The 25,532-nt window shown below is 38.5% G+C and carries 32 protein-coding genes; 24 read left to right on the top strand and 8 right to left on the bottom strand.

What is annotated here, in order from left to right; genetic code table 11:
- Positions 1–105: 105 nt before the first annotated feature.
- Complete coding sequence (locus tag D8852_RS09030) at positions 106–963, bottom strand: DUF975 family protein (RefSeq protein ID WP_125425902.1); 858 nt, start codon at positions 961–963, stop codon at positions 106–108.
- 116 nt (positions 964–1,079) lie between these two features.
- Between D8852_RS09030 and tgt the strand changes: the two genes are divergently transcribed.
- The 14 genes from tgt (at position 1,080) to D8852_RS08960 (ending at position 12,622) form a co-directional block, all read left to right on the top strand.
- Positions 1,080–2,222 carry a tRNA guanosine(34) transglycosylase Tgt gene (gene tgt, locus D8852_RS09025; RefSeq protein WP_050973135.1) on the top strand — a complete coding sequence of 381 codons (1,143 nt, stop codon included), beginning with the start codon at positions 1,080–1,082 and terminating at the stop codon, positions 2,220–2,222.
- Between the two features lie 133 nt (positions 2,223–2,355).
- A complete protein-coding gene (locus tag D8852_RS09020; protein WP_125425900.1) occupies positions 2,356–4,173 on the top strand; it encodes an acyltransferase family protein in 1,818 nt (605 codons plus the stop codon).
- A 140-nt stretch (positions 4,174–4,313) separates the two neighbouring features.
- Positions 4,314–5,465, top strand: coding sequence for an N-acetylglucosamine-6-phosphate deacetylase (gene nagA, locus D8852_RS09015; RefSeq protein WP_125425898.1), 1,152 nt, complete (start codon positions 4,314–4,316; stop codon positions 5,463–5,465).
- A gap of 148 nt (positions 5,466–5,613) precedes the next feature.
- Positions 5,614–5,979, top strand: coding sequence for a DUF1033 family protein (locus tag D8852_RS09010; protein WP_000286399.1), 366 nt, complete (start codon positions 5,614–5,616; stop codon positions 5,977–5,979).
- A gap of 61 nt (positions 5,980–6,040) precedes the next feature.
- A complete protein-coding gene (gene comGA, locus D8852_RS09005) occupies positions 6,041–6,982 on the top strand; it encodes a competence type IV pilus ATPase ComGA (RefSeq protein ID WP_125425896.1) in 942 nt (313 codons plus the stop codon).
- Positions 6,930–7,946, top strand: a complete 1,017-nt coding sequence (gene comGB, locus D8852_RS09000) for a competence type IV pilus assembly protein ComGB (protein ID WP_125425894.1) — start codon at positions 6,930–6,932, stop codon at positions 7,944–7,946. Before comGA ends, comGB begins: the two co-directional genes overlap by 53 nt.
- A 1-nt stretch (position 7,947) precedes the next feature.
- Positions 7,948–8,271, top strand: a complete 324-nt coding sequence (comGC, locus tag D8852_RS08995; RefSeq protein ID WP_000735797.1) for a competence type IV pilus major pilin ComGC — start codon at positions 7,948–7,950, stop codon at positions 8,269–8,271.
- On the top strand, positions 8,234–8,668 hold the full coding sequence (gene comGD / locus D8852_RS08990) for a competence type IV pilus minor pilin ComGD (RefSeq protein ID WP_125425892.1): 435 nt from the start codon (positions 8,234–8,236) through the stop codon (positions 8,666–8,668). Before comGC ends, comGD begins: the two co-directional genes overlap by 38 nt.
- A complete protein-coding gene (comGE, locus tag D8852_RS08985; protein ID WP_125425890.1) occupies positions 8,631–8,933 on the top strand; it encodes a competence type IV pilus minor pilin ComGE in 303 nt (100 codons plus the stop codon). The genes comGD and comGE overlap by 38 nt, the downstream gene beginning before the upstream one ends.
- Positions 8,896–9,357 carry a competence type IV pilus minor pilin ComGF gene (gene comGF, locus D8852_RS08980; RefSeq protein ID WP_125425888.1) on the top strand — a complete coding sequence of 154 codons (462 nt, stop codon included), beginning with the start codon at positions 8,896–8,898 and terminating at the stop codon, positions 9,355–9,357. The genes comGE and comGF overlap by 38 nt, the downstream gene beginning before the upstream one ends.
- Positions 9,335–9,748 (top strand): competence type IV pilus minor pilin ComGG, encoded by a 414-nt coding sequence (gene comGG, locus D8852_RS08975; RefSeq protein WP_125425886.1) that lies wholly within the window; start codon positions 9,335–9,337, stop codon positions 9,746–9,748. Before comGF ends, comGG begins: the two co-directional genes overlap by 23 nt.
- 32 nt (positions 9,749–9,780) lie before the next feature.
- Positions 9,781–10,368, top strand: coding sequence for a class I SAM-dependent methyltransferase (locus D8852_RS08970; RefSeq protein ID WP_125425884.1), 588 nt, complete (start codon positions 9,781–9,783; stop codon positions 10,366–10,368).
- A gap of 60 nt (positions 10,369–10,428) precedes the next feature.
- On the top strand, positions 10,429–11,382 hold the full coding sequence (locus D8852_RS08965; RefSeq protein WP_125425882.1) for a class I SAM-dependent methyltransferase: 954 nt from the start codon (positions 10,429–10,431) through the stop codon (positions 11,380–11,382).
- A gap of 49 nt (positions 11,383–11,431) precedes the next feature.
- Positions 11,432–12,622 carry an acetate kinase gene (locus D8852_RS08960; RefSeq protein ID WP_125425880.1) on the top strand — a complete coding sequence of 397 codons (1,191 nt, stop codon included), beginning with the start codon at positions 11,432–11,434 and terminating at the stop codon, positions 12,620–12,622.
- Positions 12,623–13,433: 811 nt separating this feature from the next.
- Here D8852_RS08960 and D8852_RS08955 read toward each other — a convergent pair.
- The 5 genes from D8852_RS08955 to D8852_RS08935 form a co-directional block, all read right to left on the bottom strand.
- Complete coding sequence (locus D8852_RS08955) at positions 13,434–13,832, bottom strand: hypothetical protein (protein ID WP_125833873.1); 399 nt, start codon at positions 13,830–13,832, stop codon at positions 13,434–13,436.
- A 313-nt stretch (positions 13,833–14,145) separates the two neighbouring features.
- Positions 14,146–14,790, bottom strand: coding sequence for a recombinase family protein (locus tag D8852_RS08950; RefSeq protein ID WP_125833877.1), 645 nt, complete (start codon positions 14,788–14,790; stop codon positions 14,146–14,148).
- Between the two features lie 76 nt (positions 14,791–14,866).
- Positions 14,867–15,265, bottom strand: coding sequence for a hypothetical protein (locus D8852_RS08945; protein WP_125833871.1), 399 nt, complete (start codon positions 15,263–15,265; stop codon positions 14,867–14,869).
- A 228-nt stretch (positions 15,266–15,493) separates the two neighbouring features.
- A complete protein-coding gene (locus tag D8852_RS08940) occupies positions 15,494–16,222 on the bottom strand; it encodes an AAA family ATPase (RefSeq protein WP_221762952.1) in 729 nt (242 codons plus the stop codon).
- 30 nt (positions 16,223–16,252) lie between these two features.
- Positions 16,253–17,356 carry a hypothetical protein gene (locus D8852_RS08935; RefSeq protein WP_125833867.1) on the bottom strand — a complete coding sequence of 368 codons (1,104 nt, stop codon included), beginning with the start codon at positions 17,354–17,356 and terminating at the stop codon, positions 16,253–16,255.
- A gap of 131 nt (positions 17,357–17,487) precedes the next feature.
- Between D8852_RS08935 and D8852_RS08930 the strand changes: the two genes are divergently transcribed.
- From D8852_RS08930 to D8852_RS08890, 10 genes are all read left to right on the top strand, one after another.
- Positions 17,488–17,748, top strand: coding sequence for a hypothetical protein (locus tag D8852_RS08930; RefSeq protein ID WP_125833866.1), 261 nt, complete (start codon positions 17,488–17,490; stop codon positions 17,746–17,748).
- 9 nt (positions 17,749–17,757) lie between these two features.
- Complete coding sequence (locus tag D8852_RS08925; RefSeq protein WP_125833864.1) at positions 17,758–17,958, top strand: hypothetical protein; 201 nt, start codon at positions 17,758–17,760, stop codon at positions 17,956–17,958.
- Between the two features lie 157 nt (positions 17,959–18,115).
- Positions 18,116–18,283: a hypothetical protein gene (locus tag D8852_RS10055; protein WP_185755609.1), complete on the top strand. Its 168-nt coding sequence runs from the start codon at positions 18,116–18,118 to the stop codon at positions 18,281–18,283.
- Positions 18,284–18,285: 2 nt separating this feature from the next.
- The gene (locus D8852_RS08920; RefSeq protein WP_125833862.1) at positions 18,286–20,505 is read left to right on the top strand and encodes a type IV secretory system conjugative DNA transfer family protein; all 2,220 of its coding nucleotides are present in this window, start codon (positions 18,286–18,288) and stop codon (positions 20,503–20,505) included.
- A gap of 93 nt (positions 20,506–20,598) precedes the next feature.
- Positions 20,599–21,402 (top strand): replication-relaxation family protein, encoded by an 804-nt coding sequence (locus D8852_RS08915; RefSeq protein ID WP_125833860.1) that lies wholly within the window; start codon positions 20,599–20,601, stop codon positions 21,400–21,402.
- A gap of 206 nt (positions 21,403–21,608) precedes the next feature.
- Complete coding sequence (locus tag D8852_RS08910; protein ID WP_125833858.1) at positions 21,609–23,312, top strand: recombinase family protein; 1,704 nt, start codon at positions 21,609–21,611, stop codon at positions 23,310–23,312.
- A 141-nt stretch (positions 23,313–23,453) separates the two neighbouring features.
- Positions 23,454–23,636, top strand: a complete 183-nt coding sequence (locus tag D8852_RS10275; protein WP_125833856.1) for a type II toxin-antitoxin system RelB/DinJ family antitoxin — start codon at positions 23,454–23,456, stop codon at positions 23,634–23,636.
- A gap of 24 nt (positions 23,637–23,660) precedes the next feature.
- A complete protein-coding gene (locus D8852_RS10270; RefSeq protein WP_125833854.1) occupies positions 23,661–23,975 on the top strand; it encodes a nucleotidyltransferase family protein in 315 nt (104 codons plus the stop codon).
- Positions 23,956–24,330: a DUF86 domain-containing protein gene (locus tag D8852_RS08895; protein WP_049538718.1), complete on the top strand. Its 375-nt coding sequence runs from the start codon at positions 23,956–23,958 to the stop codon at positions 24,328–24,330. The genes D8852_RS10270 and D8852_RS08895 overlap by 20 nt, the downstream gene beginning before the upstream one ends.
- 41 nt (positions 24,331–24,371) lie before the next feature.
- Entirely contained in the window at positions 24,372–24,656 is a 285-nt protein-coding gene (locus D8852_RS08890; RefSeq protein ID WP_125833852.1) for a hypothetical protein, read from the top strand.
- Positions 24,657–24,763: 107 nt separating this feature from the next.
- Here D8852_RS08890 and D8852_RS08885 read toward each other — a convergent pair whose 3' ends face one another.
- Together D8852_RS08885 and D8852_RS08880 are read right to left on the bottom strand one after the other, a co-directional pair.
- The gene (locus D8852_RS08885; protein WP_125833850.1) at positions 24,764–25,189 is read right to left on the bottom strand and encodes an ImmA/IrrE family metallo-endopeptidase; all 426 of its coding nucleotides are present in this window, start codon (positions 25,187–25,189) and stop codon (positions 24,764–24,766) included.
- Positions 25,190–25,191: 2 nt separating this feature from the next.
- On the bottom strand, positions 25,192–25,524 hold the full coding sequence (locus tag D8852_RS08880; protein ID WP_125833875.1) for a helix-turn-helix domain-containing protein: 333 nt from the start codon (positions 25,522–25,524) through the stop codon (positions 25,192–25,194).
- Positions 25,525–25,532: the final 8 nt, after the last annotated feature.

The following is a 25,532-nucleotide window of genomic DNA, read 5'->3' as shown; positions in this document are numbered from 1 at the left end:
TAAGCTCCTTAGTCCTGTTACAGGAGTTTCTCCATTATATTTTAAAAATAACTGAAATCAGCACCTTCTTTAGAAAGTGCTGATTTTTTTGAGATAGTAGAAAGTTTATATTTTTCGGCGTTTGAGAGCGAGTAAAGTTCGATAGAAAATGATTTGGCTGCTCTGGATATAGGGAAGGATTGAAAAACTAGCAATTCCAAAGGTGATCCAGTTGAGGAAGTACCAAGGGAGTAGTTGTAGGTCAAGGACAAAGCGTTGAAATTTGTAACCCTTCATCAAGAAACGGCTGGTTTTCAGGATTTGACTTGGTTTAGCCTGTCCTAAATCCAGAGTATCGCAGAGGAGGAATTCTACCTGCGAGTAGGCATAATGTTGCGGAACGTAGAGGATATTCCCCACAATCATCAAGATGAGGCTCGCGAAAAAGTAGAGTCCAAAGGTCATAAGGAATTGCTCGGTTTCAACGGATGAAAGGTCTAGTTTTGGAAATTCAGGATGTAGGGCGACAAATCTCCGAGCCAAGAGATTGCTATAAAAGAGAAAATAAACGCCTACTAAGTTTGGAATGCTCCATAAAAAAAGATAGAAACGTTTGAGGAGCAGAGTTAGGAAGGTTTGCGAGAAACGCTCTTCAGCAAAGAGGGCCAGGCTTGATTTTACTGAAAGTTCTGTATCAGGATCCTTGAGGAGTCGGAGTGTCGCAAAGGCAGCACCTGCTAGAAAAATCGTGCTCATAAAAGAAACCACTAGCGGGAAGAGATAGGCTTGGAGCACTTGTGCCAGCATGCTGAAAAAGGATTGCTCTAAAACACTTTCCTGGAGACGAGCCAAGGGGTTGAGAAAGCCTGATAAGATGACCAGTATGCTAGGTAAGAGATAGACGAGAAAGAGGCGGGGATTTTCAGCCTGAAATTGCCTAGTCTGCAGACGAATGGTTTTTAAATCAATTTTTGGGTATTTCATTCTTTCATTATACCATAGTTCGTGACAGTTCCTGGTTTTTTTGATAAAATCATACAGTATGCCTTTGGGCACAAAGTATGAACTGGGACTGTCTTTCCCAGCTTCGGAGGTAGAAAATGTCAGATTCACCAATCAAATACCGTTTGATTAAGAAAGAAAAACACACGGGAGCTCGTCTGGGAGAAATCATCACTCCGCATGGTACCTTCCCAACACCTATGTTTATGCCAGTTGGGACGCAAGCCACTGTTAAAACCCAGTCGCCTGAAGAATTGAAGGAGATGGGATCAGGGATTATCCTCTCTAATACCTATCATCTGTGGCTTCGTCCAGGAGATGAACTCATCGCACGCGCAGGCGGTCTCCACAAGTTCATGAACTGGGACCAGCCAATCTTGACGGATAGTGGTGGTTTCCAGGTTTATTCTCTAGCAGATAGCCGAAATATCACAGAAGAAGGGGTAAACTTTAAAAACCATCTCAATGGTTCCAAGATGTTCCTATCACCAGAAAAAGCTATCTCTATTCAGAATAATCTGGGCTCAGACATCATGATGTCTTTTGATGAATGTCCTCAGTTTTACCAACCCTATGATTACGTTAAGAAATCAATTGAGCGTACCAGTCGTTGGGCTGAGCGTGGTTTGAAGGCTCATCGTCGTCCGCATGATCAAGGATTATTTGGGATTGTGCAGGGGGCAGGATTTGAAGACCTTCGCCGTCAGTCGGCTCATGATCTTGTTAGCATGGACTTTCCAGGGTACTCTATCGGTGGTTTGGCAGTGGGAGAAACGCATGAGGAAATGAATGCCGTCTTGGACTTCACAACCCAACTTCTCCCAGAAAACAAACCTCGCTACCTGATGGGAGTGGGAGCGCCAGATAGCTTGATTGATGGGGTTATTCGTGGGGTGGACATGTTTGACTGTGTCTTACCAACTCGTATCGCTCGTAACGGGACTTGTATGACCAGCCAAGGTCGTTTGGTTGTCAAGAATGCCCAATTCGCTGAGGACTTTACGCCACTGGATCCTGAGTGTGATTGCTACACATGTAAGAACTATACACGCGCCTACCTTCGCCACTTGCTCAAGGCTGACGAAACCTTTGGTATCCGCTTGACTAGCTACCACAATCTCTACTTCTTGCTCAATCTGATGAAGCAGGTCCGTCAAGCCATCATGGATGATAATCTCTTGGAATTCCGTGAATATTTTGTGGAAAAATATGGTTACAATAAGTCAGGGCGCAATTTCTAAAGTGTAAAAATAGAATGCCAAAATCCTAAGTTTTCTCTTAGGATTTTTCCTATTTTTTTGATAGAATAGGGAGTATAATGGAATGGAAATTGGGTGGTGTTTTGCTTCCTAATTTAATGGAGAATAGACTCGTATGCGTATTAAATGGTTTTCCTTGATTAGGATTACAGGTTTACTTTTGGTGCTTTTGTACCACTTCTTTCAAACCATCTTTCCTGGAGGCTTTTTCGGGGTAGATGTCTTTTTCACTTTTTCAGGATTTTTGATCACTTCCCTCCTTTTAGAAGAATTTGGGAAGGCACGTCAGATTGATTTGCTGGGCTTTTTTAAGAGACGGTTTTATCGTATCGTGCCACCTGTGGTGCTGATGGTTTTAGTGACCATGCCTTTTACTTTCTTGGTTCGTCAAGACTATGTTGCTGGAATTGGCGGCCAGATTGCTGGAGTTCTCGGTTTTATGACCAACTTTTATGAAATGTTAACAGGGGGAAGTTATGAATCCCAGTTCATTCCGCATCTCTTTGTTCACAACTGGAGTTTGGCTGTTGAGGTTCACTACTACATCCTTTGGGGATTGGCTGTCTGGTTCTTATCTAAACGTTCAAAATCTAGTAGTCAATTGAGAGGGATGGTCTTTCTCCTTTCTGCTGGAGCTTTCATCATTAGCTTTTTCTCCATGTTTATTGGTAGTCTAATGGCTAGTTCTTATTCATCTGTCTACTTTTCAAGTTTGACTCATGTCTATCCCTTCTTTTTAGGAAGCATTTTGGCGACAGTTGTGGGGGTTCGTCAGACGAGCGATTTAGTAAAGCAATTTGATCGGACGTGGGATCTTCGTCAAAATCTACTGGTGTTTGCTGCAGGGCTTTTGGTATTGTTGCTTCTGACTTTCTTTGTCAAGTTCACCTACCTATTTGCGTACTTATTTGGCTTCTTGCTAGCAAGTTTAGCGGCAGTGACCATGATTTTTGCTGCGCGTGTCTTGCATGAGAAAACGCCTGAGATACAAGAAGCTCGGATAATTACATTTTTAGCGGATACCAGCTACGCGGTTTATCTCTTTCACTGGCCTTTTTATATTATCTTTTCTCAGTTGATGAGTAATCTGCCTGCTGTTATTCTGACAATCATCTTTTCCTATTTCTTTGCTATCCTATCCTTCTATATTATTGAGCCATTGATTGCTGGTAAGACTAATCCTTTAATACGGAAGATTAGTCGATTACCTCATATTAAACCGATTAGTGCTAGTGGTGTTGCCATTCTTACTTTGATTACCTTGGTTATCATAACTGTGGCTCCCCAAGTTGGAGCCTTTGAGACAGACTTGATGGTCAATGGTTTCAAGCAAGCACAGACCAATATAGGACAAACAAAAACTCTTGCTGAGCAAGCAGAGGCTAGCCGACTTGGAATTTCTGAGGGAACGAGTCTGATTGGAGATTCGGTAGCCTTGCGTGCTAATACAGCCTTACAAGAGGCCCTTCCTGAAGCAAATATCAACGCTCAGGTTAGTCGGACGACCAAGCAAGCCAATGACATCATGCTCAATAACAGCCAGAACAAGGTACTTCTAAAAACAGTTGTCATTGCAACGGGTGTAAACGGACCAGAGAATTATAAAGATGACTTAGATACGATAGTTAAAAACCTCCCTAAAGGCCACCATCTGATTCTTGTAACTCCTTATGAAGGTGACAAGAGCAAGGAAACTTACAAATCAGTTGAGCAGTATGCGACTTATGCGAGAGAATTAGCTGAAAAGAATCCGTATGTGAGCATCGCTGACTGGAATAAGGTTGCTAAGGAACACCCTGAAATCTGGGCTGGAACCGACCAAGTCCACTTTGGAAATGATAGCAACATGATTGAAGAAGGTGCTAAACTTTACGCAGAGACGATTGCAGCTGCTGTTAAGGCTGCTCAAGAACTGCCTGTGAAATCAAAATAAAATCAAAGAGTTGGAGAAATCCAGCTCTTTTAAAATATCTCCAGAAAAGAGGTCTATACCATTTACAAATGAAAAAGAAAGGTTTATAATGTAATTGACATAATAAATTCTAGAATCAATCTATCAAGGAGGTTATCATTATGCCTAATTATATTAAAGCGGATCAGTTTTTCTACCCACACGGAGTTCGTCGTGGCGGTTACTTGGAACTTGTGGATGGCAAGTTTGGAAAGCATGTAGAACAGATTCCTGAAGGTGCTGATGTCATTGACTATACAGGCTACAGCATTGCACCAGGACTTGTGGACACGCATATTCATGGATTTGGTGGTGTGGATGTCATGGATAATAACATCGAAGGAACACTTCATACCATGAGTGAAGGGCTCCTCAGCATGGGAGTAACGAGCTTCTTGCCAACTACTTTGACCTCTTCTTATGAGCAATTGCTCGCGGTAACAGAAAATATCGGTGCTCGTTATCAGGAAGCAAGTGGAGCGAAAATTCGTGGTATCTATTTTGAAGGGCCTTATTTCACAGAGAAATACAAGGGAGCTCAAAACCCTGCCTATATGAAGGACCCTCGTATGGATGAGTTTCGTGCTTGGCAAAAAGCAGCTAATGGCCTGCTTAATAAAATTGCCCTTGCCCCAGAACGTGAAGGTGTAGAAGACTTTGTTCGTACAGTTACGGGTGAAGGAGTGACCGTTGCTCTTGGGCACTCAAATGCGACTTTTGATGAAGCTAAAAAGGCAGTCGATGCTGGAGCGAGCGTTTGGGTACATGCCTACAATGGCATGCGTGGGTTGACTCACCGTGAGCTCGGTATGGTGGGAGCCATGTATGAATTACCACATACTTACGCAGAGTTGATCTGTGACGGTCATCACGTGGATCCAAAAGCCTGCGAAATCCTTATCAAACAAAAAGGAACAGAAAATATTGCTCTCATCACAGACTGTATGACAGCTGGTGGCTTGGAAGACGGCGACTACATGTTGGGAGAATTCCCGGTAGTGGTTGCCAATGGAACTGCTCGCCTCAAATCTACTGGAAACTTGGCAGGTTCTATCCTCAAACTCAAAGATGGTTTGAAGAATGTGGTCGAATGGGGAATTGCGAATCCACATGAAGCGGTCATGATGGCGAGCCTCAACCCAGCTAAATCTGTTCACATCGATGATGTCTGTGGTCAAATCCGTGAAGGTTACGACGCTGACTTTATCGTACTAGATAAAGATTTGGAATTGGTAGCAACCTACCTAGATGGTGTGAAACGTTATCAAGCATAATAAAAAGCAGAGGCTGTGATGACTCAGCCTTTGCTTTTCTATTCATAGGTATCTTCAGAAAGCTAGAGGATTGTTCTATAATGAAGCAAAATCCTTTCATTGTTCTAGAAAATTCGTTATAATATACGGTACAAAGGAAGTAGTGAAAATGTATCGTGTTATAGAAATGTATGGGGATTTTGAACCGTGGTGGTTCATAGAAGGTTGGGAAGAAGATGTCATCATGAGTCAATCTTTTGACAAGTATTATGATGCTCTAAAATATTATAAATCATGCTGGTTTGAGCTGGAAAAGAAGAATCCTCTTTATAAGAGTCGGAGCGATTTGATGACTATTTTTTGGGATCCTGCTGACCAACGCTGGTGTGATGAGTGCGATGAGTATTTGCAGCAGTACCATTCTTTGGCACTTTTACAGGATGAGCAAGTCATCCCCGATGAAAAGCTACGTCCAGGTTATGAAAAACAAACAGGTCAAGAAAAACACCGTTCTTGCCGTATGAAATGGAGATAAAAAGTAACTTTTTAAGTTGCTTTTTTTATTTTTTTGCGAATAGTTAGATAAGGAGGGCGGTATGGTACAAGAAATTGCACAGAAAATTATTGCTACTGCTAAGAAAAAAGGAGCTCAGGATATCTATTTCATTCCCAAGGAAGCTACTTATGAACTTCATATGCGAATTGGTGATGAGAGGTGTTTAGTTGACTCCTATGAGTTTAATGTTTTAGCTGCTGTGATTAGTCATTTCAAGTTTGTGGCTGGGATGAATGTAGGAGAAAAGCGTCGCAGTCAGCTGGGTTCTTGTGATTATCAGTATGACGAAAAGGTTTCTTCACTGCGTTTGTCCACCGTGGGAGATTATCGGGGACATGAGAGTTTGGTCATTCGTTTGTTACACGATGAGGAGCAGGATCTGCATTTCTGGTTTCAGGATATTGGAGAACTGGGCAAGCAGTACAGGCAAAGAGGACTCTATCTATTTGCAGGTCCAGTCGGAAGTGGCAAGACGACGCTGATGCACGAATTGGCCAAATCCCTTTTTAAGGGACAGCAGGTTATGTCCATCGAAGACCCTGTCGAGATCAAGCAAGAAGAGATGTTGCAATTGCAGTTGAATGAGGCGATTGGACTGACCTATGAAAATCTGATCAAACTGTCTCTCCGACACCGTCCAGACCTCTTGATTATCGGTGAAATTCGGGATAGCGAGACGGCGCGTGCAGTTGTCAGAGCCAGTTTGACAGGTGCGACAGTTTTTTCAACCATTCATGCCAAGAGTATCCGAGGTGTTTATGAGCGCCTTCTGGAGTTGGGTGTGACGGAGGAGGAGTTAGCAGTTGTCCTACAAGGTGTCTGCTATCAGAGATTAATCGGGGGAGGAGGAATCGTTGACTTTGCAAACAAAGACTATCAGGAACATCAGCCAACCAGGTGGAATGCGCAGATTGACCAGCTTCTTAAAGATGGACATATCACAAGTCTTCAGGCTGAAACGGAAAAAATTAGCTACAGCTAAGCAGAAGAAAATCATCACCCTGTTTAACAATCTTTTCTCCAGTGGCTTTCATTTGGTGGAAATCATTTCTTTCTTGGGGAGAAGTGCCTTGCTAGAAAAGGACTATGTGACCCAGATGCACCAAGGCTTGTCTCAGGGGAAATCCTTTTCAGATATGATGGACAGTTTGGGTTTTTCAAGTGCCATCGTGACCCAATTATCCCTAGCTGAAGTTCATGGAAATCTCCATCTGAGTCTGGGGAAGATAGAAGAATATCTGGATAATTTAGCCAAGGTCAAGAAAAAGTTAATTGAAGTGGCGACTTATCCCTTGATTTTGCTGGGATTTCTCCTGCTAATCATGCTGGGATTGAGAAATTATTTGCTCCCCCAACTGGACAGTAGCAATATTGCCACTCAAATCATTGGCAATCTGCCACAAATATTTCTGGGACTAGTGTTGGTTTGTTCTCTGTCTCTACTTTTAGCCCTCACTTTCTACAAAAGAAGTTCCAAGATGCGGTTCTTCTCGATGTTAGCGCGGCTTCCCTTTCTAGGAATCTTTGTCCAGACCTATCTGACAGCCTATTACGCGCGTGAGTGGGGCAATATGATTTCGCAGGGGATGGAGCTGACGCAGATTTTTCAGATCATGCAGGAACAAGGCTCCCAGCTCTTTAAAGAAATCGGTCAAGAACTGGCTCAATCCCTACAAAATGGTCGCGAATTTTCTCAGACTATAGCGACTTATCCATTCTTTAAGAGGGAGTTAAGTCTCATCATTGAGTATGGAGAAGTCAAATCCAAGCTGGGGAGTGAGTTGGAAATCTATGCAGAAAAGACTTGGGAAGCCTTTTTTACCCGAGTCAACCGCACCATGAATTTGGTGCAGCCACTGGTCTTTATCTTTGTGGCCCTGATTATCGTTTTACTTTATGCGGCAATGCTCATGCCCATGTATCAAAATATGGAGGTAAATTTTTAAAATGAAAAAACTCATGACAAATTTGAAAAAAGCCAAGGCGAAAGCCTTTACTCTCGTGGAGATGTTAGTCGTCCTTTTAATCATCAGCGTACTTCTCTTGCTCTTTGTACCCAATTTGACCAAGCAAAAGGATGCAGTGAATGACAAAGGAAAAGCTGCTGTTGTTAAGGTGGTGGAAAGTCAGGCAGAACTCTATAGTCTGGACAAGAATGAAGATGCTAGCCTAAGCAAATTACAGGCAGACGGTCGCATCACAGCAGAGCAAGCCAAGGCTTATAAAGAATACCATGCAAAACAAAAAACAAGTCAAACTGTTGCAGATTAAGGCCTTTACCATGCTGGAAAGTCTCTTGGTTTTGGGACTTGTGAGTATCATTGCCTTGGGCTTGTCTGGTTCTGTCCAGTCTACTTTTGCGGCGGTAGAGGAGCAGATTTTCTTTATGGAGTTTGAAGAACTATATCGCGAAACCCAAAAACGCAGTGTTGCGAGTCAGCAAAAGACCAGCTTGAACTTAGATGGGCAGACAATCAACAATGGTAATCAAAACTTGACCGTTCCTAAAGGAATTCAGGCGCCATCAGGACAAAGCATTATATTTGACCGAGCTGGGGGCAATTCGTCCCTGGCTAAGGTTGAATTTCAGACCAGCAAAGGAGCGATTCGCTATCAATTATATCTAGGAAATGGAAAAATTAAACGTACTAAGGAAACAAAAAATTAAGGCAGTAATCTTGCTAGAAGCAGTAGTAGCTTTGGCTGTGTTTGCCAGTATTGCGACCCTCCTCTTGGGACAAATTCAGAAAAATAGGCAGGAAGAGGCAGAAATCTTGCAAAAGGAAGAAGTCTTACGTGTAGCTAAGATGGCTCTGCAGACAGGTCAAAATCAGGTAAACATAAATGGAGTGGAGATTCAGGTATTTGCTAGTGAAAAGGGATTGGAGGTCTACCATGGTTCAGAACAGTTGTTGGCCATCAAAGAGCCATAAGGTCAAGGCTTTTACCCTGTTAGAATCCCTGATTGCCCTTATCGTCATTAGCGGAGGTTTGCTCCTTTTTCAAGCTATGAGTCAGCTCCTCATTTCAGAAGTTCGTTACCAGCAACAAAGCGAGCAAAAGGAGTGGCTCTTGTTTGTGGACCAGCTAGAGGCTGAGTTAGAGCGTTCGCAGTTTGAAAAGGTGGAAGCCAATCACCTCTATGTGAAGCAAGATGGCAAGGATATCGCTATGGGCAAGTCCAAATCAGATGATTTTCGAAAAACCGATGCCAGTGGACGAGGCTACCAACCGATGGTTTATGGATTGAAATCAGCACAAATCACAGAGGAAAATCAACTGGTTCGCTTTCGTTTTCAATTTCAAAAAGGCTTAGAAAGGGAGTTCATCTATCGTGTGGAAAAAGCAAAAAGTTAAGGCAGGTGTTCTCCTATATGCAGTCACTATGGCAGCTATCTTTAGTCTTTTGTTGCAGTTTTATTTGAATCGGCAAGTAGCTCATCACAAGGACTTTGCCCTCAACAAAGAAAAGTTGGCAGCTTTCGCCATGGCTAAACGAAGCAAAGATAAGGCTGAGCAAGAAAGTGGGGAACGAGTCTTTAACTTAGGGGAAGTCACTTATCAAAATACGGAAACAGGTTTTGCAACAAGTGTTCGAATGAATAAGAGCAACTATAAATTTCTCTTTCCTTCGATGAAAGCCAAGGAAAAGAAAACGGACACTGAGAAACAATCACCCACCAGCTCAAGTGAACAAACCAATCAGAAAGTAACAGAGGATAAGGTAGACAAGAAAGCCAATTCCTAGGCAATTTAACTTCTTTGTGATACACTAAAAACATGAAACACGATTTTAATCACAAAGCAGAAACCTTTGATTCGCCCAAAAATATCTTTCTTGCAAACTTGGTTTGTCAGGCAGTTGAAAAACAGATTGATTTTCTATCAGACAAGGAAATACTGGACTTTGGTGGTGGGACGGGTCTGTTAGCCTTGCCCCTAGCTAAGCAGGTCAAGTCGGTTACCCTAGTAGACATCTCGGAGAAAATGCTGGAGCAAGCCCGTTTGAAAGCAGAGGACCAAGAAATCAGGAATCTTCAACTCTTGGAGCAGGATTTACTGGCAAATCCCTTGGAACAGCAATTTGACCTGATTGTTGTCAGTCGGGTTCTTCATCATATGCCTGATCTAGATGCGACTCTTGCCATGTTTCACCATCACCTTAGGGAGAATGGACAGGTCTTCATTGCTGATTTTACTAAGATAGAGCCTAACCATCATGGTTTTGATTTAGCTGAACTGGAAAATAAGTTAATTCAGCAGGTTTTTTCATCTGTGCATAGTCAGATTCTCTATAGCGCTGAAGAATTGTTTCAAGGAAATTATTCAGAGCTCTTTTTAACTGTAGCCCAAAAATCACTCGCCTAGTAAGGGAGTGATTTTTCTATAGGAATGGAAAAAAGGAGGGAAATTTGATAAAATAGGAACATGGATTTTGAAAAAATTGAACAAGCTTATACGTATTTATTAGAGAATGTCCAAGTCATCCAAAGTGATTTGGCGACCAACTTTTATGACGCCTTGGTAGAGCAAAATAGTATCTACCTAGATGGTGAGACCGAATTAGAGCAGGTCAAGGAGAACAATCAAGCTCTTAAACGCTTAGCGCTTCGCAAGGAAGAGTGGCTCAAGACCTACCAGTTTCTCTTGATGAAGGCAGGACAAACGGAGCCTTTGCAGGCCAATCACCAGTTTACACCAGATGCCATTGCCCTCCTCTTGGTACTTGTTGTGGAAGAATTGCTTGATCAAGAGGAAATTAGTATCCTCGAAATTGGTTCTGGAATGGGAATTCTTGGCGCCACCTTCTTGACTTCTCTTGCTAAAAAAGTGGATTACTTGGGAATCGAAGTGGATGACTTGCTGATTGATTTGGCGGCTAGTATGGCAGATGTGATTGGTTTGCAGGCAGGTTTTGTTCAAGGCGATGCCGTTCGTCCGCAAATGCTTAAAGAAAGCGATGTGGTCATTAGCGACTTGCCTGTTGGCTATTACCCAGACGATGCCATCGCCTCTCGATATCAAGTGGCTTCTAATCAAGAACACACCTATGCCCACCATTTGCTCATGGAGCAAGGCCTCAAGTACCTCAAGTCAGACGGATACGCTATTTTTCTGTCTCCGAGTGATTTACTAACCAGTCCTCAAAGTGATTTGTTAAAAGGTTGGCTCAAAGACGAAGTGAGTCTTGCTGCCATCATTACTCTGCCAGAGGATATTTTCTCAACTGCAAGCCAAGCTAAAAGTATTTTTGTCTTACAGAAGAAAAGAGACAAGGAAATAGAACCATTTGTCTATCCTTTGACCAGTCTGCAAGATCCAGCTGCATTAATGAAATTCAAAGAAAATTTTCAAAAATGGAGCAAAGGTACTGAAAATTAAGCAAGAATTTGTTATAATGGATGAAAACGCTTAAAAGAGGTATCATGTTATGACTAAAACAATTGCAATCAATGCAGGAAGCTCAAGTTTGAAATGGCAACTCTATCAAATGCCAGAAGAAGTAGTATTGGCGAAAGGCTTGATTGAACGCATCGGTTTGAAGGACTCTATTTCAACTGTAAAATTTGACGGACGTTCTGAACAACAAATTCTTGATATTGACGACCACACACAAGCAGTTAAAATCTTGTTGGATGATTTGATTCGTTTTGACATTATCAAAGGTTATGATGAAATTACTGGTGTCGGGCACCGCGTCGTTGCTGGTGGTGAATATTTCAAAGAGTCAACCTTGGTAGAGGGAGATGTTTTGGAAAAGGTTGAAGAGTTGGGACTCTTGGCTCCTCTTCACAATCCAGCCAACGCGGCAGGAATTCGTGCATTTAAGGAATTGCTTCCAGATATTACCAGCGTTGTTGTTTTTGATACTTCATTCCACACAACCATGCCAGAGAAAGCCTATCGTTACCCTCTTCCAAACAAATACTACACTGAAAATAAAGTTCGTAAGTATGGAGCCCACGGGACAAGTCATCAGTTTGTAGCAGGAGAAGCAGCTAAAATTTTAGGTCGCCCCCTAGAAGAGTTGAAATTGATTACTTGTCATATTGGAAATGGTGGTTCTATTACAGCTGTCAAAGGTGGTCAGTCTGTTGATACATCTATGGGATTCACCCCACTTGGTGGTATCATGATGGGGACTCGTACAGGCGATATCGATCCCGCTATCATTCCTTATCTCATGCAACATACAGATGACTTTAATACACCAGAGGATATCAGTCGAATTCTCAATCGTGAGTCAGGACTTTTGGGTGTTTCTGAGAGATCAAGCGATATGCGTGATATTCACGAAGCTATGCGTACAGGTGACGAGAAAGCGCAGCTGGCAAATGAGATTTTTGTGGATCGTATCCAAAAGTATATTGGTCAGTATTTGGCAGTTTTGAACGGTGCAGATGCCATTATCTTTACAGCTGGAATTGGAGAAAATTCTGTAACGATTCGTCAGATGGTTATTGAAGGCATTTCTTGGTTTGGTTGTGATGTGGATCCTGAAAAGAATGTCTTTGGCGCTACAGGAGATATCTCAACAGAAGCTGCTAAAGTTCGTGTCTTAGTCATCCCGACTGATGAAGAATTGGTCATCGCTCGTGACGTTGAACGCTTGAAAAAGTAAGATGAACTGAATAAAATTACAAGGTAAGAGACAATAAAAAGGAGTTGGGAGATAAATTTTCCCAACTTTTTGTTGTTAAAACAGTCTAAAACCTTGTCATTATTGGCTTTTTTGAAATTTATGGTATAATAGTAGTAATTTAAAGATGTAGCTGGATTCTTTAATTTTAAAAGGATTGAAGAATTAAGAAATTGTATTTTTTAAGAAACTAACCAAAAACTAACCAAGGAATGTATATTTTTAGTCAATGAATATAGAATAAAGTGGATCAGGAAAGACTGGCTGACACTCAGCACTCTAAAATAATCTGAGTTCATGCATCTTATAAGCGAGTTAAAAGACGGTTCAAATGAGCCGTCTTTTTCATATATTCAATTATCGTTCACTAAATGAAACTTTAAAATTATACATCGTGCATTTAGGATTTTTACAAACTTTTATAACTTTACCACGCGCGGCATCTTCTGCATAAAACCATAAAACTTCTTGGCATTTTGTGCATTTTTCAGTCATATTTAAACTCCTATAGTTTATTACCGCAATGACTACACCGTTCTGGTCGGTCGCTTGTTTGTCGCCCGCAAGTTGGGCATTCAATAGTTGCTGTAAGAATTTTTTTAACTTGTTTAATCATAATGTTACCATCCAGATTTCTTTTGACAAGTTCCATATTCACACCTATGGTAAGAAAGATTGTGGTAAATAGCTTCTTTACACAAATCGCATTTATTACCACTTAAAGCACGTTCACAAGCACAATACCATTCATTAGGGTTTCCCATAATAAAAACCTCTTTCTATTTACAATATTTTATAGCACAACACCGCAATCTTGTGCTAATTCTTCTAATGTAAGTCCAGAATACCGTCGTAGGTTCAAAAGTTCCTTATCGATTTCCAGCCTTCCACCTGAAGAATCAACTCTCCACTGCAAAATTGACTCCATAACTCGAATACTTGCTTCAATTGTCTCTAAAGTTTCTTGAAGCGATTCTCTTTCTTGAGTTAGACTGATGTATTGTTCACGGTCTGCCGAAGCCATTCGTCCACCCAGCTCGTTAATATCAGCCATTACTTCTAAGCGAATTCTTTTCGATTTCTCAAGAATTTTCATTGCTAATTCCTGTTTTTTAGTGTATTTATCAATGGCAGATTTTCTGACAAACCATAAAATTCCGCCAATAATTGCGATTATAAAAATTAAACCCATACTTTCTCCTTAATAAAATCTATGAGTATTTGTAGCGTCCTCAAAAATCGTATCTATCTCAATACGAAAAACCTCCTTTTTTTATTTTCACTCAAAAATCCCTGCTACAATAGGGGCTGAGCTTGTTTTAGTGAACGGTCGTCAACTAAAACAATGAAAAAATAAAAATGCCAATTCAACAAGGTAACTAAAACCTTATTAAATCAGCATTTTAAATATTTTTATTGATAACTTTGATTGTTTTAACAAACGACCGTTTGCTAAAACTGTTGATAGGTTTAATTTACTATTTTTCTAAGGATTTGTCAATCAATTATAGGTGATTTCTTCTATTTATTTGAATACCATTGCGCTTTAGTACATTATATATAGTTGCGGTGGAAATTTCCAGTTGATTCGCAATCTTGCGCACAGACAATTCTTTTCGTAGGTATTGCTCGATTATTTGTTTTTCGGTATCTTTAGGTAACCCTTTATTACCAAGTTTCACACCCTTTTCTTTAGCTTTACGGAGTCCATCTTTAGTGCGTTCAGAAATAGCTTGAAGCTCCCATTCTGCTACATAACCCAGCATTAAGCAAAAGAATTTACCAGTTAAAGAATCCGTCTCAATATTTTCATGAATAGATTGTAGACGAATATTATTCTTGGTTAAATCTTCAATAATAGCAGAGAGGTGAAACATTTTGCGAGTTAATCTGTCCAGCTTATAAACTACAAAATTAGTTTTAACGCCTTGTTGAGCGTATTTTTTCGCAAGTTTCAAAGCCTTATCAAGTTGAGGGCGTTCTTGATTGCCACCAGAATCTTTTTCAATATAGAGCTTGTCGCAAAAGCTGAGCGCCTCTTTTTGAACAGACAGCCCTAATTCTTGCCGATTATCTGTTGAGCTAACGCGAGCATAGCCGATAGTCATGGTTTTGATGTTTTCTAATTTGTTCTTGTGATGGTTTGTCAAAATTTCTCCTTTCTTTACTATTGTAGCAGGAATAAAAGAGGAGAAATATAGAAAAAGAGCCATTTGGCTCTCAATATCATAAACTGATTACTTTTAAATCAAGTAACTTATTATATAACTCATCAGCATTAGCTCCTTGTTCTTGAATCCAATATAAGGCTAATACAAGTTTTTGAGGTGACTCTGCCTGCACGCAAGCTTGCCATTGACCGTTTAGAAAAATAGGAATAAATACGCCATATAGACCCTCAAAATAGCTAATATCTGCTATACCCGTTCTTTTATACATAGCTAAACATATATCGTAAGCTGAATTGAAAACATCATCTAACTCAAATCCCTCTGAACGAAGCCATTCCGCAAACTCTAATAAACTATGTAAAGAGCTTCCCTCATGTTTAACGATAGAATAATAGTATACTCTATCCGAATTAGATAATTGCTGAATGGTTTTATCTTTAAATTTTAAATCCACTATATCAAACCTCTATACTCCGACTTAGACTTCACCAGAGCCATTACACTCTATACATTTACCATTCCCGTCACACTGTATACAACGACTACCTCCACCAGAAAAAACATTATTTGGATTGGGGTGAGGATTATTCATTCTGTCATCACCAGTTCCATTGCAGAAACGACAAATTCCAGTTCCATTGCAAACACCACATTGAGCCATAAGGAACCTCCTTTTTTATTTTTATTTCTTCAAAAGATTTCGCAATATAAGTTCAGGATTTTCTAAAGTAAGTTTTGTAATTTGATAGCTTTCTGAATCGTGATAATCAATTTCTTGAATAGATTTATTAAAATTGTATATTTTTGAATTTGGTAAAGCTGTAATAATAGGGGAATGAGTAGCTATGATGAATTGAGCTCCGCTTTGCGTTAGTTCATATATCTTTGCCATAAAGGCTAATTGATTTTGTGGCGAAAGAGCAGCTTCTGGTTCATCTAAGATATATAATCCATTAGGTTTAAATTTATTTAAAACCAGACCTAAGAATGCCTGACCGTGCGAGCGTTCGTGAGGGATTCCGCCGTAAGAATCTAATTTATAGCCCATAGCAATCTCTCTACTGTATATATCTTCCAGATAAGTAGCTACATTATAAAAACTTTCAGCCCTCAAGAAAAATCCATCCCGCGGTCGCTTAGCTCCTCTAACAATCTGAATATATTCACTAAGGTTTGAATGAGTTTCTTTAGTTGCAAAATTAAAATTAACAGTTCCACCCTCAGGATTAAATCCTAAAGAAACCGCAATACCTTCAAGTAAAGTTGATTTACCACTCCCATTTTCGCCCATAAAAAAGGTAATAGGAGAAGACAAATTTAAAGAATCAATGGAATTTATTGATGGAATTTCAGAGTAGTATTTACCTTTAGGTATAGGTTTTATCCTTATTTCTTTGATAAAAGCATCCATTGTATCCCCTTTCATTTTTTATTATATCATTTATCTTTTGATAGATAAAGTAAAATCAATTAGTAAATAAAAAATAATTTCATCATTTTCCAAATTATTACTTCCACCTACAGTAAGCTCAATTTTATCTTGTGTTGTGAAAGCTCTATTTTCTAGATAATTTACAACATTTTCTGTTAAGATTATCATATTTTTCATTTTCGAAGCGGTATAGTCATAACTGGCTTTTATAGATAAAGCGAAACTTTTAACTTTAAAAATTTTATTGATAGCTTCTTTGGGTAAATGTCTATCAATAACTTCATGAAATTCATCTTCATTTTTACAAAAGCCAGCAATTAAGGTTAATTTGTTGCTGTCTTTAAAATTGCTTTCAATAAACTGAGCGATTCGCTCATTGATGGTCTCGTTTTGAATTATAAAACCATTCTGGATAATTGGCATTTTGGAAATAGAATCTTGAATCAAAACTTTTAAAGTGGATGAAACGAGATTTTTATTATCGTTTAACGCTTCAGGCTTATATAAATCAAAATAAAAAATCTGTTGTTGACTTTTTAAAGCTTCCTCAATAGCTTTTCTATGTGAATATGGCGTTAATAGAATCTCATTTTCAAGATACTTAAAAATGTACTGGTTAATGATTTGCGCTTGTCTTAATTCTTCTGAGTTTTTGGAAGGAATATTCGAAAGATTCACCAAGAAAATCAAAAGGGTTGCCAAGTAAAGTTCATCTTCTTGGCAATGATTAAGCAATTCTATTTTTTTGCTACCAAACACAACGGTAGCTTTTTTGGTTTGGCTTAAAAAAGCTGATTTGATTTTAAAAACAGCTTGCTTATAATCGAAGGTTTCATCACGGTTCAAATCTTTGAAAATATCTGCTATCCTTTGAGATTGAAAGCCTAAATCACTAATCGGCAAAGCTTCGCGGTAAAATTCTGGAATTTCTTCGTCTCCCGTAAAAATGCGGTTGCTAGAAACACGGTTAATTTCTGGAATAAATGAAATTTTAGGGTTGTTTTCACTCACTAATCTGTTCAAAATACTATTGACGAAATCTTCTTGGTTTCGTTTTTTCTTTTCAGATTTTTGCAAAATATAACAAAACCATCCTAATCTAAATTCGGCCACACGATTTCTCCTTGAGATTTATGAGATTTTTTACCTGATGAATGAGATAAAAATATTCGCTACACTATAATCATAAACAAAGTCGACAATGTTTATAACCTAAATTATACCAAAATTAAAGGAGAAATCTCATGAATCATATTCAAAAATCAACCCCAAAAGTAGAACTTTCTCAACTTGTTAGCCCCTATCAGTTAGAAGTCGCTAAAACACTAAGTGAATCGATGGCAGATAATCAAGTCTTGGAGCTTCTCGCCAGCGATATTTTATATAAAGTGGGCAATCTGGCGCTTACTCAGTCTGAAATCCTCAAAAATACACCAGAAGCTAAAGAATATACAGATTATATTCTCAAAGCGTTCACTTATTACGCTACTGAAAAGATGAAATGAGGTATCTTTATGATGGATTACTTTATAGCTTTTATGATTATCGTCGTTGCCATATTTCTTTGGGATTGGTTCGAAAAACCAAAACAAGAAGACAAAAAGTACTGTAGTAAAGAAGAAATCGCTCTGGCAGAATTTCTGGAAAAACGGCAAGAAATCAATCAACTTTTCTTGGCTGCTAAAGCAGAAATGCGAAAAATTTCAAGAAAATAAAAGGATTGTTTAGACTAGACAAATGGTCAAAATATGTTCAAATATACTACTGTTTTGAGGTCTAAAAATCATTCCAATCGCTTCAAAAACTGAGGTAAGCGAAATTTAACTTTTTACCAATTTTCTTGTATAAATGGAGGCAGAAAGGAGACCAGCCATGAAAAAACTAATAGCATATATTCTTGGATTTGTTGCTTGTGCTTGGCTTATCAACTGGGCGGTTAAACTAATTCTGGAAGTTTGGTGGTTCTTGGTTCTGACGACTGTGGTTGTTTTTATCGGCTGGCTTGCCTTTCGGATTATTAAATCTAAAGAATGGAGGTAGAGATGAAAAGAAAATTCGAAGCGCTATCTTGGAGTGAGTTTCACTGGCAACGGCCATTTGAAATAGATGATGTCAAAGCTATGTTGGGTCAACTGGTCGGGCTAAGTCGGCGCAAAGCAGTTATCTTTGAAATCCGATTATCTAAGAATCGCGTGCGCTATCTGTTAGGAACAGAAGAACAGGACAAGCAACATATCAGCCAACTAATTCAATCGCACCGAGCTATTCAGTTTTCAAGAGCTCCTAAACGAGAAAAACTTTCGGTTGCACGGTTAGTGAACATTAAAGAATCTCACTATGCTTTAAAAACGGACTCTGCAGAAAACATGATACGTTCAAGTCTTGCAATTTCAAAAATACTTCAGCCAGATGAGACAGTGGTTGTTCAGTTGGTCATTGGTGCAGGCTCACCACCTCGCCCGCAACCAAAAGATTTGCCGAATTTATCCGCTAAATGGTATCAAGTGATTACAAATAATATTCCTGAGCTTTCTGAAAACTCCAAAAAGCTAATGAAACAAAAACTAAACCAATCTACTTTTAGGTGTGAAATTCGCCTTGGTGTTCAATCTCGCAGTATTTTGCGAACAAAGGAATTTCTTGGCAGCCTACTTAGTAGTTTTCGCATGATGGAATCAAATGCAACCATTGAATTAAAACCATTAGCTATCCAAAAACTCAATCAATCGCAACCTTCTTGGACTTATCCCTATAGCTTGGGAGTTTCAGACCTCGCTTGTTTTCTGCTTCTTCCAATTGGTGAAGAAAATATTGCAGGTGTGCCAAATGTTCACCCTAAATTAGTAGCGCCGCCTTTGGGATACAATGTTAATCGGAAAACTCAGCGAAGTTTGGCACAAACGGTTGAAAGTCAATCAAGACCAATTCAAATTTCAACACAAGCTGGCAAGAAGCATACTGTCTTTATTGGCTCAACTGGTTGCGGCAAAACTACCACTATGAGTCATTTGATTTTATCAGATATACAATCTAAACATCATAGCGTAGTTGTGGTGGACGCCAAAGGTCAACTTACTCATGAACTATTAGAGCGCACGTCAACTGAACACGATGAAGATATGGTAGTCATCTCGCCAACCGCCAAACGAGTTGTTGGTATCAATCCTTTTGAGCTCACTAAGCACGGTATCGAGCCAGAAGTTATTGCAGATTATCTACTGGAGCTATTTAAAGGACTTTATCCTGAACATTTTGGAATTTACTCGCTGGATATTCTATCGCACAGTTTTCTAACGCTTGCTAGAATTCCAAACACTTCTTTAGTCATGCTACCAAGTTTACTCACTAATCAATCCTTTCGAAATAAACTATTAAGAGAGTTAAAAGACCCAATCGGGCTGGAAAGTTTCTGGAACTGGTTTGAGCTACTCAGTGAAGCTCAACGTCACCAGATGTTAAACCCCATTTTGAATAAATTCCGACAGTTTTTGCTTCGTCCGCAACTTCGGGCAATGTTGGGACAAACTAATCCAAATTTCAGTCTTGCAGAAATCTTTAAAAGCAGAAAAATCGTATTGATTCCACTAAATAAATCAATAATCGGTTCAGAGTCTGCGAAACTAATTGGTAGCCTAATCACTTCAATGCTATGGATGTTAATTTTGCGCCAGTCGTCCGTTGAGCCAAGCAAACGCCAATCTGTCTTTATCTATATTGATGAAACACCAAGTTTCTTAGGAATCCCCAATTCTAACTTAGACGAAGCACTTTCGCAATCTCGCCAATTTAATGTTGGCTGGAATATCGGTTTTCAGCATCTTGCACAGATGTCACCCCAGTTAAAAGCTGGAATTGAATCTAATGTTGCGAATAAAATTGTTTTTGGCTTAAATCTTGATGAAGCTCGCGAAATGGCAAAATATACTCTGGAGATTGATAAAGAAGATTTTTACAGCTTACCGCCATTTTGGGCATATATCAGAACAGAAATCTCACCAAATACCTACCGATGGCTTATCGGTAAAACCTACCCACCTAAATCAAAAATTAGAGATAGTCGTGTGCCATTTTTGAATAGCTTGAGCCGATACGGACAAGATATTTCAGAAATTGAAAGCCAATTCGAAAACTACATTTTTGAAAAATCTTCTTCGAAAAATGAAGATTCTAATCAAAAATTAACAGATTTAGGGCGCAAAAAGCGTTCCAATCGCTCTTCGAATCGTGTTGATGAAGAAAATTCTTCCACCCCTGATAAATAAAGGTTTTCAGAATTTTTACTCACACGACTTACTCCGTAACTAAGCACATTTTACGGGAGCACATCTTTTAAATTTTAATGGAGAACAAAACAGATGAAATGGAATTACAAAACAGATAATGACACGCAAATTCTTTACTTTTTAAGTCAAGCTAGATATGCCACCACCAACCAACTAGCCAGACTCTTTTTTGCCAGTAGCGTGAGAGCTGAAACCGCCATTCGCCGTGCTAATTTTGCACTGCAAAGTCTGAAGAAAGCTGGATTGGTTTCACACTTGAAACGGCGAGTTGGTGGCGCACGCCGTGGCTCTGCTTCTTATGTTTGGCAAATTACTTTTCAGGGACTAAAATTTCTTAAAAACCAAGATGAAACTGTTGTTTTGCGCTATAAAAATCAATATGAGCCAACTCAGCACCACGTTGAACACACTTTGGCGATTACGGAAGTTTTTGTTGAGACACTGGAGACCGTTCGAGATTCAGAAAAGCTATCACTTGAAACTTTTTCCTTTGAGCCGAACTCTTGGCGTAGCTACCCAAAACTTTCTGGTATAGGAATGACCCTAAAACCAGACGCTTATTTAGAGCTGATTAATCACGATTACGAAGACCATTATTTTCTGGAAATAGACCGAAGCACGGAAAGTCTTGCACGTGTCGTAAATACTTGTAAGAAATATATTGAATATTATCGCTCAGGTATTGAACAGCGCCAAAAGGAAGTTTTTCCCTATGTTTTGTGGGTTGTGCCAGATGACAAGCGTAAGCTGGCGATTTCGAAAGCGATTCAAAAAGAATTATACAATTTTTGGGAACTGTTCACTGTCATAACGCTGGAAGAATACCCAGATTATATCAAAGGAGGAATTTTGAATGAATCAGAAGAATCAAGATAGAGACTCAAACCAGCCCTCACGCACCACCGATGAAATTTGTCGAATTGGTCGAACGACTTACTTAATCCGTCACCGTTTTACTGGAAATCGCAATCTTGAAAATGTCCTAGAAAGGTTGATTTTAAGCGACAAATCACTACTTTAACAGTAGTAAAAATGGTATAATAGAAGCATAAGGTGTGTGAACTCCAAAAGGAGAAAAACACATGAACAGAACTTTGACAATTTCAGATTATAGACAAGTAGACACTTCGAAACTTTCAGATATTACAGTGGTTTATTGTCGCTTAAGTCAAGACGATGGACTGGAAGGAGATAGTAACTCAATTACCAATCAGAAGAAAATTCTTCTTGATGTGGTTACAAGAGAAAATCTCTCTAATCCCATTTTGTTTGTCGATGATGGCTTTAGTGGCACAAATTTTGACCGTCCAGCTATTTCAGAAGCTCTTAGATTGGTGGAAAATCGGCAAGTTTCAAACTTCGTCGTTAAGGATTTAAGCCGTTTGGGTCGCTCTTATATCAAGGTTGGTCAACTAACGGAAATCACCTTTCCTAGTTTTGACGTCCGCTTCATCGCCTTAAATGACGGTGTGGATTCAAATAAGCCTAATGAAACTAATTCTATTTTCTTGCCAATTAAGAGTTTAATGGACGAAATGTATGCGGCGGATACCAGCAAGAAGATTCGGGCAGTGGTGCAAGCGAAAGCCAAAGCTGGCGAGCGAGTAACTACTAACCCACCTTACGGCTATCTAAAAGATTCAAACAATCCTAAAAATTGGATTATTGACCCAGTTGCCAGTGAAGTTGTGAAACGGATTTTTCAGGAAGCGAAAAGCGGAAAAAGTCTCTCAGAGATTGCGAAAGGGTTAGAAAATGACAAAATTTTTAAACCAGACCGCCACCGAATCGAAATAGGTTTAAAACCCATTTCCGCTAGTTCAAATGTTGAGAACTTGCCTTATTTTTGGACGAGAGAGACTCTAAGTAATATTTTAGGACGTGAAGAATATCTTGGACATACGGTTAATCTTCGTACACGGAAAAAATCTTATAAAGACAAGCGTAAGGTGGATAACTCAAAGGAGGATTGGTTAGTTTTCAAAAATACTCATGAAGCGATAATTGACCAAGAAACTTTCGATATTGTTCAAAAAATGCGAAGTCATAAGCGTTCAAATCAACGGTATAAAAATCGGATTGGTCACGAAAACTTGTTTGCTGGATTAGTTTTTTGTGGAACTTGTGGGCGAAAACATTATTTTTGCCCACAAGAGAAAAACGGACTTAATCATGACCATTATAAGTGTTCTGGTTATCGTAAGCCGATTGATGGTTGCGAAAATCCCCACTACATTCAAAAATCCGCCTTGATTGAGATTGTGAGTGACAAGCTCCGCCAAACCATTCAGGAAATCCACTTCGACCAAGAAGCCTTTTTGAAAAAGTTAGAACAGCAAAGCCAAGCTCAATTCAGTAAGGATAACAAACGCCAGCGCCAGCAACTTCAAAAAGATGAATACCGCTTCAACGAAATAGACCGAATTATCCAACAGCTCTATGAAGATAATCTACTTGGTAAAATTTCAGATGAACGCTTTGTGAAACTAAGTCAGAGCTATGAAGAAGAACAGGAACAACTTCAAACTTCCATTTCTGACTTAACTGAAAAACTCACCCAGCAACAAGAAGATAGTCTTAATATCTCCAAGTTTATGGCGAGAATTTCGAAATATACAGAGCTACCAGAATTAACCGTTGAAATAGTGAATGAACTGATTGATAAGATTGTGATTCATAAACCAATTGGCACGAAACGCAATCGTATTATTCAAATTGACATTTATTACAATTTCATCGGAAAACTGAACAACGAGAAAAGCGAGCCAACCGACTTGGCTCGCTAATATTAACCCAAATAACTAAACTGCTATGTGTCAGGTCAGCTAAACTGGTCTATTTTATTTTGTATTTATTAGGGAATAAATTTGATATGTATTGGTAAAAGTGATACAATAGATATACAGAATAAGTTAAGGGGAAATACTATGCCACAAATTGCTGTTAGGGTAGATGATGAATTAAAAAAAGAAGCCACTGCCCTTTTTAATGAGTTAGGCTTGGATATGACAACTGCTGTAAAGTTGTTTTTGAAGCAAAGTGTTTTGACTAGAAGTATTCCTTTTGAAGTAAAATTAGATTTAGAAGATAATAAAAATCAAAAGCATTGACAATATTAAAAAAGGATAGAAGCTATGGTTTATACAGTAGAACAGATAAAGGATAAGATTGTTCCTATTGCTAAACAGTATGATTTGTCTAAAATATATCTATTCGGCTCTTATGCTAGAGGTGAAGCTGATGAAAAGAGTGATGTTGATATTGCTTTAGAGTTAGAGGACGATTCAGTATATTTTGATGTATACGGTAGGCTCTTAACTGTTTTTGATGGTGCTGTAGATATTTTATTAGTAAGTGATCTACTTGCACCAAAGACGAATATTGGGAAGTTAGTTAAGAAGAATTTTTTGAATGATAGAGAGGTTATTTATGAGAAGTCAATCTCTTGAATCTGATATAGCTTATTTGAAGGATATGATTTTATATCTTGATAAAGCTGCTGGAGTTTTAGATAAAGCAAGAAAATATAATTTGCCATTAGATGATGATATGGTTGTTGATTCTATTGCCATGAATTTAGGACAAGTAGGAGAACAGCTATCTTTAGGGAAATTATCAGAAGAAGTGAAGCAGAAGTATGCTGATAGGATAAATTGGATTCAGATAAAAGGATTCAGGAATTTTATTTATCATAATTACTCTAATTTGAATTTTAAAATTGTTGAGGGAATATTGAAAAAATCTGTTCCTGAAACGAAAGAATCTCTATACTCGATTATCCGAGAGTTGGAAAAAGAATTATAAGATTCTTGAAAATTATTGCTGGTTAGTTAAGGAGATAGAATATGGAAATTAAAGAAATAAGTTATCAGGATAGAGTTCCAAAAAACATGATTTCAAAATTTAATTATTTTGTAAAAGACTTTTTGAAGGAGTATTCCGATCAGCTAGATGAAATGGAAGCTGGTAAAAGTATGACAATTAAGAAAGAATATGAAGGGAATTTAGAAGTTTATTTTGTAGAATTTATGTTCAATAAAAAAGGTGGTGGCTTTTTTACTGGGAATGTAAATAATGATCTGTTTGTGACTTGTAATGAAGAGTTTTGGGGAAGAGTAATTTTAGAATAAAAGACGAAAGAAAATCAAACATTCCTGGATATTTAATTCGTTCTTTGGGTTGAAAAGTTCAACCAGGTACTTAAAATNTGTTCGGAAATAGAAAAAATAACACTATCTTAGATAATGTTATTTTTTTTGTTCTCATTGTAAAATTGTGTAGCTATTTCTTTAACGTAGTTTTCGTATTTAGAAGGAATATCAGCGTTATTGAGATAGTCTTGATAATTGAAACTATCGTCTATGGGATATTCGCTATTGACTAAACTCATGAAGTCAAGGATTCGTCCTTTTTCGCTTTCATTTTCTATATGATTTTTAAAGGAATCTATCTGAGAAAGTGAGTTGTTGCAGTCGTCATTGATTAGATGGTGTTTTTCATGAAGAAGGACATTTATTTTTTCAATATCACTTGTGTCAGATCGTAGGAAGATAAAGTGCTTATTATTCGCAAGTACATATCTACCTTTACTTGATAAGTTGTTAAGAGTGATAACTTGACAATTTAATTGTTCAATCTCTTTGATAACTTTGTTTAGATTCATACTTATTTTTTATTAGAGAAGTAGTCTTTTAGAAAGTTCTTAATGATTTCTCTGTCGTTATCTGTGATAGGCGTACCATCATAGGCAACTGAATTATCAATAGCGTTATCTATGTCAACCTCTAAGTCAAGATCAGGATAATCTGTTTTACCTAATAGATAGTCAGTTGATACATTGAAGAAGTCAGCAATTTTTTGTATTGTATTTCCTGATGGTTTTCTAGTACCTTTTTCCCAATTTTGATAAGAAGGTTGACTTGTTCCTAAAAACTCAGCCATTTGTTTTTGAGTGAAATTATGTTGTATTCTCAGTGATTTTAGTCTTTCAGGAAACATAGTTTTTC

The organism is Streptococcus mitis (assembly GCF_003942695.1).
In the GTDB taxonomy this organism is placed as follows: Bacteria; Bacillota; Bacilli; order Lactobacillales; family Streptococcaceae; genus Streptococcus; species Streptococcus mitis_BD.
Note: the sequence above shows the minus strand (reverse complement) of the source record. Positions and strands in the feature narration are given on the sequence as shown.